Genomic DNA, 7,277 nt, shown 5'->3' with positions numbered 1-7,277 from the left:
TTGACGACCCGGCCAGGCCGGCCGCCGAGCCCGCCCTCACCGGCGACGAGCGCTGCGACCTGCTCGTCGTCGGCGGCGGCTACAGCGGGCTGTGGAGCGCCCTCATCGCCAAGGAGCGCGATCCCGGGCGCGACGTCGTGCTGATCGAGGGCCGCGAGGCGGGCTGGGCCGCCTCGGGCCGCAACGGCGGCTTCTGCGCCGCCTCGCTGACCCACGGCTTCTCCAACGGGCTGGCCCGCTGGCCCGGCGAACTGCGCACCCTGGAGGAGCTGGGCGCCCGCAACCTCGACGCCATCGAGGCCGCGGTCGCCCGCTACTCCATCGACTGCGACTTCGAGCGGGCCGGCGAGATCGACGTCGCCACCGAGCCGTACCAGCTCGACGAACTCGCCGAGCTGCGCGACGAGGCCGAGCGGCTGGGCTTCACCGGTCTCGAACTGCTCGACCAGGACGCCGTGCGGGCCGAGGTCAACTCCCCGACGTTCGTCGGCGGGCTGCTGGACCGGGACGGCGTCGCCATGCTGCACCCGGCGCGGCTCGTGTGGGGTCTCAAGCGGGCCTGCCTCGACCTCGGGGTACGGATCTACGAGAACACCCGCGGCCTCGAACTGGCGCGCTCGGGGCCCGGCATGGCCGTACGCACCCCGTACGGCCGGGTGCTGGCCAGGCAGGTCGCGCTCGGCACGAACGTCTTCCCCTCGCTGGTCAAGCGCGTCCGCCCGTACACCGTGCCGGTCTACGACTACGCGCTGATGACGGAGCAGCTCACCCCCGAACAGCTCGCCTCGATCGGCTGGCAGAACCGGCAGGGCCTCGGCGACACCGCCAACCAGTTCCACTACTTCCGGATCACCCCGGACCGGCGGATCCTGTGGGGCGGCTACGACGCCGTCTACCCGTACGGCGGCCGGCTCAGTGCCGAGCACGACCACCGGCCCGAGACGTACCTCAAGCTCGCCTCGCACTTCTTCCGCTGCTTCCCGCAGCTGGAGGGCGTGCGGTTCAGCCACGCCTGGGGCGGCGCCATCGACACCTGCACGCGCTTCTCCGCCTTCTTCGGCACCGCCTACGACGGCCGGGTCGGCTACGCGGCCGGCTACACCGGGCTGGGGGTCGGCGCGACGCGGTTCGGCGCCGACGTGATGCTCGACCTGCTGTCGGGGGAACGCACCGAGCGCACGGCGCTGGAGATGGTCCGCAGCAAGCCGCTGCCGTTCCCGCCCGAGCCCGCCGCCTGGGCGGGCATCGGGCTGACGAAGTGGTCACTGGCGCGCGCCGACGAGCGCGGCGGCAGGCGCAATCTGTGGCTGCGGACGATGGACAGGTTCGGCCTCGGCTTCGACAGCTGAGCCTGTCGAGCCCGCTGTCGAGCCCCCTGTCGAACCGCTGTCCCCTGTCGAGCTCCGGCAGCTGAATCATTTTCAATTGGTGGTCCCAACCCGCGTCATGCCCCGGCGCCACCGCGCTCTCTCCCTATGGACGGAAAGTCCAACAACAGGGACGGGAGGCCGGCCGGATGACTGGCTCGGGAGCAAGAAGCGCGGTGGAGTGGCTCGCCGCTGTGGCACCGGATCCCGAAGCGTGCCGGTGGGAATGGGAGCGCAACCCCCTCGGGGTGGCGCTCCTGCCCGCCGGCAAACGCTGGGACGTACTGATCCTGCCGGGGGAACTCGGCTATCCGACGCTCGATGTGCTGACCAGGCTCGTGGATCGGCCAGGGCCGGTTCTCGCGGACTTCGGCGAGGCGCGCATGGGCTTCCTCGTACCACCGGGCACGGCGGCCCGCTGGCTCGGCACGGGCGTACGGGGAGCGGGCGAAGGCACGTGGATCGTCGTGCCGTATCCGGGGCGCACCGGCGGCGGGGTGCGCTGGCTGATCCCGCCGGACGGCTCGGGGACGCTGACCGATCCGGCGCTGCTGGAACTGGCGATGCACGAGGCGGTGGCCGGGCTCGCCGGGACGGGGGAGGAGGGGGCGGGGGAGTGAGAACGGCCTGGTGGGAAGCCCCGTACATGCCCCGGCGCGCAGACCCGCGCCGACCCCTGTGCGAAGCCCCGCGCGGACCCCGGTCCTGCCAGAGGTCTTGACAACACCAATTGGTCTGGACCATGTTGTGCGCGCCCCGCCACCCCCATTTCCCCCATGCCCGGAGGCAGTTGTGGCAGTTGTGGAACGCACGAGACGCCGTACCCCGTTCCGAAGACTGGTGGCCGTCCTCGCGACAGCCGCCCTCGCCGCCGGCGGACTCGCCGCGGCGGCGCAGACGGCGCAGGCCGCCGACACCGACATCGCGCGCAACGGCACCTTCGAAGCCGGCATCACCGGCTGGAGCTGTACGGCGGGCAGCGGCGCGGCCGTCACCACGCCCGTCCACGCGGGCAGCGGCGCGCTCAAGGCCACCCCCGCCGGCAGCGACAACGCCAAGTGCTCCCAGACCGTCACCGTCAAGCCCGGCTCCGCCTACACCCTGAGCGCGTACGTCCGGGGCAGCTACGTCTACCTCGGCGCGTCCGGGACCGGCACCACCGACGTGTCCACCTGGACCCAGTCGGCCCCCGACTGGCAGAAGCTGACCACCAGCTTCACCACCGGCCCCGGCACCACGTCGGTGACCGTCTACACCAACGGCTGGTACGGCACCGGCGCGTACTACGTGGACGACCTCAGCCTCGTCGGCCCCGGCGGCGCCCCCGTCCAGCCGCCGGCCGTGCCCACCGGCCTCAAGTCGACCGGCGTCACCGCCTCCTCGGTCTCCCTCTCCTGGTCGGCCGTCCAGGGCGCCACCGGCTACAGCGTCTACCGGGGCGGCACCAAGGTCCTCGACACGGCCGCCACGTCGGCGACGGTCGGCGGGCTCAACCCCTCCACCGCGTACGGCTTCCAGGTGGCGGCGACCAACGCGAGCGGTGCCTCCGCGCTCTCGTCCACCGTCACGGCGACCACGTCCGCATCGGGCGGCAGCGGCGGGACCGGCGGCGGAGACCTGCCGGCGCACGCGCTCGTCGGCTATCTGCACTCCAGCTTCGCCAACGGCTCGGGCTACATCCGGATGGCGGACGTACCCGACTCGTGGGACGTGATCGACCTCGCCTTCGGCGAACCCACCTCGGTGACGTCCGGCGACATCCGCTTCAGCCTCTGCCCGGCGAGCGAATGCCCGAACGTCGAGTCTGCGGCGGACTTCAAGGCAGCCATCAAGGCCAAGCAGGCGGCGGGCAAGAAGGTCCTGATCTCCATCGGCGGCGCCAACGGCCAGGTCCAGCTGACCACGACGGCCGCGCGCGACACGTTCGTCTCGTCCGTCTCCAAGATCATTGACGAGTACGGTCTGGACGGCCTCGACATCGACTTCGAGGGCCACTCCCTCTCGCTCAACACCGGCGACACCGACTTCCGCAGCCCCACGACGCCGGTCGTCGTCAATCTGATCTCGGCGCTCAAGACGCTCAAGGCCAAGTACGGCGAGAAGTTCGTCCTGACGATGGCCCCGGAGACGTTCTTCGTCCAGCTCGGCTACCAGTTCTACGGCTCGGGCCCGTTCGGCGGCCAGGACCCGCGCGCCGGCGCCTATCTCCCGGTGATCTACGCACTGCGGGACAGCCTGACGCTGCTGCACGTCCAGGACTACAACTCGGGCCCGATCATGGGCCTCGACAACCAGTACCACACCATGGGCGCGGCGGACTTCCACATCGCGATGACCGACATGATGCTCACCGGCTTCCCGGTGGCGGGTGACACCAGCAAGATGTTCCCGGCCCTGCGCCCCGACCAGATCGCGGTCGGCCTGCCCGCCTCGGTCAACGCGGGCGGCGGCTTCACGGCGCCGGGTGAGGTGAACAAGGCACTCAACTGCCTGACGAAGAAGACCGACTGCGGCACGTACCAGACGCACGGCACCTGGCCGGGACTGCGCGGCCTGATGACCTGGTCGGTCAACTGGGACAACTTCAACCAGCGGGAGTTCTCGAAGAACTTCGACGCGTACTTCGGCTGATCATCCGCACCACCCGCGCCAGCAGCAGGAGCAACACCCCGCACAGGGCGACACTGCCGAGGACGTCCAGCGGCCAGTGGTAGCCACGCAGCAGAAGTCCGGCGCCCGTCGCCACCGTGAGCAGCACGGCGACGGGCGCCGTTCTGCGGGCGCCGGCGAAGGGGGCGAGGACGACGGCGGCCGTCCCGTACGCGACCATCGCCGTCGCCGTATGGCCCGACGGGTAGTAGCCGGTCGCCTCGGTGAGCGGCCCCGGCCGGTCGATCCAGAGCTTGAGCGGCACGACCAGCGCGGGAACGAGCACCATCGTCACCGCGCCGGCCAGCGCCTGCCACCGGTGGCCCCGTACGAGCGCGAAGAGCAGCGCGAGGGCGAGGACGGGCAGGGCGACGGGCATGGAACCCAGATCGGCGAGGACCTCGGTGAGCTGCCGTGGTCCGTGACCCACGAGGTGGAGCTCAAGCCGCTCGTCGGCCCTGCGGACGGGACCGCCGACGGCGGCGGCCCAGGTGATGAGCGCGAAGAGTACGGCGCAGCAGAGGAGGGCCGACAGAAACAGGGGCCCGAGAAGCCGGGGCATGAGAGACGGCCGCCCTGGAGCAGGGGGGGTAGCTCCAAGACGGCCGGAAGGTTCGGCGTGCCGCTCGCCCCGGGGGGTTTGGGGCGGTCGGCCGTCCGATCCATGAGGATGCCTGGAGCCCGAAGCTCCAGTGGTGTGCGCGAAGGCACGACCAAAGCGGCGCTGGGGACGCTCCGCCCTGGGGTTGCCCGCAGTCCCCTGCGAGCGGGGTGTTTCTCTCATCTACGGAAACCGTACGGCAGGGGTGCGGGGACCGACAGCGTCACACGCATCCCGCCATCGGCCCCGCACACGTTCTTCACAGGACTCCACCACCGGGCCCGGCGCCCGTCTGGCGCCGAGCCCGTCCGGAACCCGCTCAGGACTGGCTCACAGCTCGCTCAGAGCCCGGCGAACGCCTGCTCGATGATGTCCAGGCCCTCGTTCAGCAGGTCCTCGCCGATCACCAGCGGCGGCAGGAAACGCAGCACGTTGCCGTACGTGCCACAGGTCAGCACCAGCAGCCCGGCCTGCTGACAGGCCTTCGCGAGCGCCGCCGTGGCCTCGGCCGCCGGCTCCTTCGACTCCCGGTCCTTCACCAGCTCGATCGCGATCATCGCGCCGCGGCCGCGTACGTCGCCGACGACGTCGTACTTCTCGCGCAGCGTCGCGAGCCGGGCCTTCATGATCTCCTCGATCCGGCGGGCCTTCGCCGGCAGGTCCAGCTCCCGCATCGTCTCGATGGAGCCCAGCGCGGCGGCGCAGGCGACCGGGTTGCCGCCGTACGTACCGCCGAGGCCGCCGGAGTGCGCCGCGTCCATGATCTCGGCGCGCCCGGTGACGGCGGCGAGCGGCAGGCCGCCCGCGATGCCCTTCGCCGTGGTGATCAGGTCGGGGACGATGCCCTCGTCCTCGCAGGCGAACCACTGGCCGGTGCGGCAGAAGCCCGACTGGATCTCGTCGGCGACGAAGACGATCCCGTTGTCCTTGGCGAACTTCGCCAGCGCCGGCAGGAAGCCCTTCGCCGGCTCGATGAAGCCGCCCTCACCGAGCACCGGCTCGATGATGATCGCGGCGACGTTCTCGGCGCCGATCTGCTTGCTGATCTGGTCGATGGCCTGCGCGGACGCCTCGGGGCCGCAGTTCTCGGGCCCGGTCGGCCAGCGGTAGCCGTACGCCACCGGCACCCGGTAGATCTCGGGCGCGAACGGACCGAAGCCGTTCTTGTACGGCATGTTCTTCGCGGTCAGCGCCATCGTCAGGTTGGTACGGCCGTGGTAGCCGTGGTCGAACACGACGACCGCCTGGCGCTTGGTGTACGAGCGGGCGATCTTCACCGCGTTCTCGACGGCCTCGGCGCCCGAGTTGAACAGGGCGGACTTCTTGGCGTGGTCGCCGGGGGTCAGCTCGGCGAGCTGCTCGCAGACGGCGACGTACCCCTCGTACGGGGTGATCATGAAACAGGTGTGGGTGAAGTCGGCGAGCTGGGCGGTGGCCCGGCGCACGACTGCCTCGGCGCTGGCCCCCACCGTCGTCACGGCGATGCCGGAGCCGAAGTCGATGAACCGGTTGCCGTCCACGTCCTCCAGCACCCCGCCACCGGCGCGGGCGGCGAAGACGGGCATCGTGGACCCCACCCCGCCGGCCACCGTGGCCGTACGGCGCGCCTGCAACTCCAGCGACTTGGGACCGGGGACGGCGGTGACGAGACGGCGCTCCTGCGGGATTGCGGTCATGAGGGGCTCCTGAGGGGTGCTTCGGTTGCCTGTCTGGGGGGCTCGGGTGGCCTTTCTTCGCAGGCTAGATGCGGGGGAGCGGAGCGGTCATGCTCCGATCGGTAGTGGTGCGCGCGTGTCGTTGTCCGCCGCGTACAGTCGGTCGGCGGCGCGTTCGCGGCCGGTCGGTGCTCGGGCACCGGCGCGTCGGCGGCCGGTCGGCGCGGGAGTTCGGTAACACCCCCGTACGCGTGGGACGGTGAACTACCCGTGCGAGGGCACTAGATTGACGGTGGCACAGAGCGGACCTGGCTGGTCAGGGGGCAGGGGTTCATGAACACCGACGGCACGCACGACCCGCGGGGCGGCGCGCGCGACTCACGCGACACTCGCGCCACTCCCGTGCCCCGGCCGGCGGGCCCGCCGGGACCGTCGTACGCGGGGCCTCCGGCGGGACCACCGGCGGGGCCACCGCCCATGCCACGCTCGGCCCCGTTCGCGCCCCCGGCCCCGGAGCACGCCCCGGCCACGGGCCCGACGCTCCGCGACTGGCTGCACATGCCACGCCTCTCGGACGCCCCGGGCACATGGACGTACGGCCACCGGCCGAGGCCGGCGGTGGAACCGGAGCGGACGCCGCTGCGGCAGCTGGTGAGCGGGGCGCTGATCTCGGCGCTGGTCGGGGTTCTGCTCTGGTCACTGATCTGGAACGGCTACCTCGGCCATTTCTGGCTCTGGCCCCTCTACGCCTTCACGCCGGATTCCTGGCGCGGCTCCATGACGTCCGTCGTCGCCTCGTACATCTACTACGCGCTGGTGATCATTGTCCTCATCGTCGTCTTCGGACGCCTCGGCCGCTGGCCCGAGCTCGCCAAGCGCGTCCTCGGACACCGCGCCGACACCCCGCCGCCCGTCGTCGCCGCGCCGCCGCCCGGGCCCGAGGACGACCTCGCCGAATGGCCCGAGCTGCGGGCGGCCGGCCTGGGCGACAGCGCGGCGCGGCTC

The 7,277-nt window shown here is 71.6% G+C and carries 5 protein-coding genes and 1 pseudogene; 4 read left to right on the top strand and 2 right to left on the bottom strand.

Annotation, left to right across the window (positions count from 1 at the left end; genetic code table 11):
- The 3 genes from HY68_RS02100 to HY68_RS02090 form a co-directional block, all read left to right on the top strand.
- The coding region (locus tag HY68_RS02100) for an FAD-dependent oxidoreductase (protein WP_041983837.1) at nt 1-1,349 on the top strand (1,349 nt) is incomplete at its 5' end.
- Nucleotides 1,350-1,516: 167 nt separating this feature from the next.
- Complete coding sequence (locus HY68_RS02095) at nt 1,517-1,987, top strand: hypothetical protein (RefSeq protein ID WP_041983835.1); 471 nt, start codon at nt 1,517-1,519, stop codon at nt 1,985-1,987.
- A gap of 181 nt (nt 1,988-2,168) precedes the next feature.
- Complete coding sequence (locus tag HY68_RS02090; protein WP_041983833.1) at nt 2,169-3,998, top strand: glycoside hydrolase family 18 protein; 1,830 nt, start codon at nt 2,169-2,171, stop codon at nt 3,996-3,998.
- On the opposite strand, the gene HY68_RS02085 is transcribed toward HY68_RS02090, so the two are convergent.
- Nucleotides 3,952-4,578 carry a phosphatase PAP2 family protein gene (locus HY68_RS02085; RefSeq protein WP_347560376.1) on the bottom strand — a complete coding sequence of 209 codons (627 nt, stop codon included), beginning with the start codon at nt 4,576-4,578 and terminating at the stop codon, nt 3,952-3,954. The genes HY68_RS02090 and HY68_RS02085 overlap by 47 nt on opposite strands.
- Nucleotides 4,579-4,958: 380 nt before the next feature.
- The gene (gene gabT, locus HY68_RS02080) at nt 4,959-6,293 is read right to left on the bottom strand and encodes a 4-aminobutyrate--2-oxoglutarate transaminase (protein ID WP_041983831.1); all 1,335 of its coding nucleotides are present in this window, start codon (nt 6,291-6,293) and stop codon (nt 4,959-4,961) included.
- 456 nt (nt 6,294-6,749) lie between these two features.
- On the opposite strand from gabT, the pseudogene HY68_RS43400 reads away from it, so the two are divergent.
- Nucleotides 6,750-7,277 (top strand): annotated as a pseudogene (locus HY68_RS43400) (ATP-binding protein); the annotation flags it as partial.

It is taken from the genome of Streptomyces sp. AcH 505 (assembly GCF_000818175.1).
GTDB lineage: Bacteria > Actinomycetota > Actinomycetes > Streptomycetales > Streptomycetaceae > Streptomyces.
This window is presented reverse-complemented; position numbering and strand designations above follow the sequence as displayed.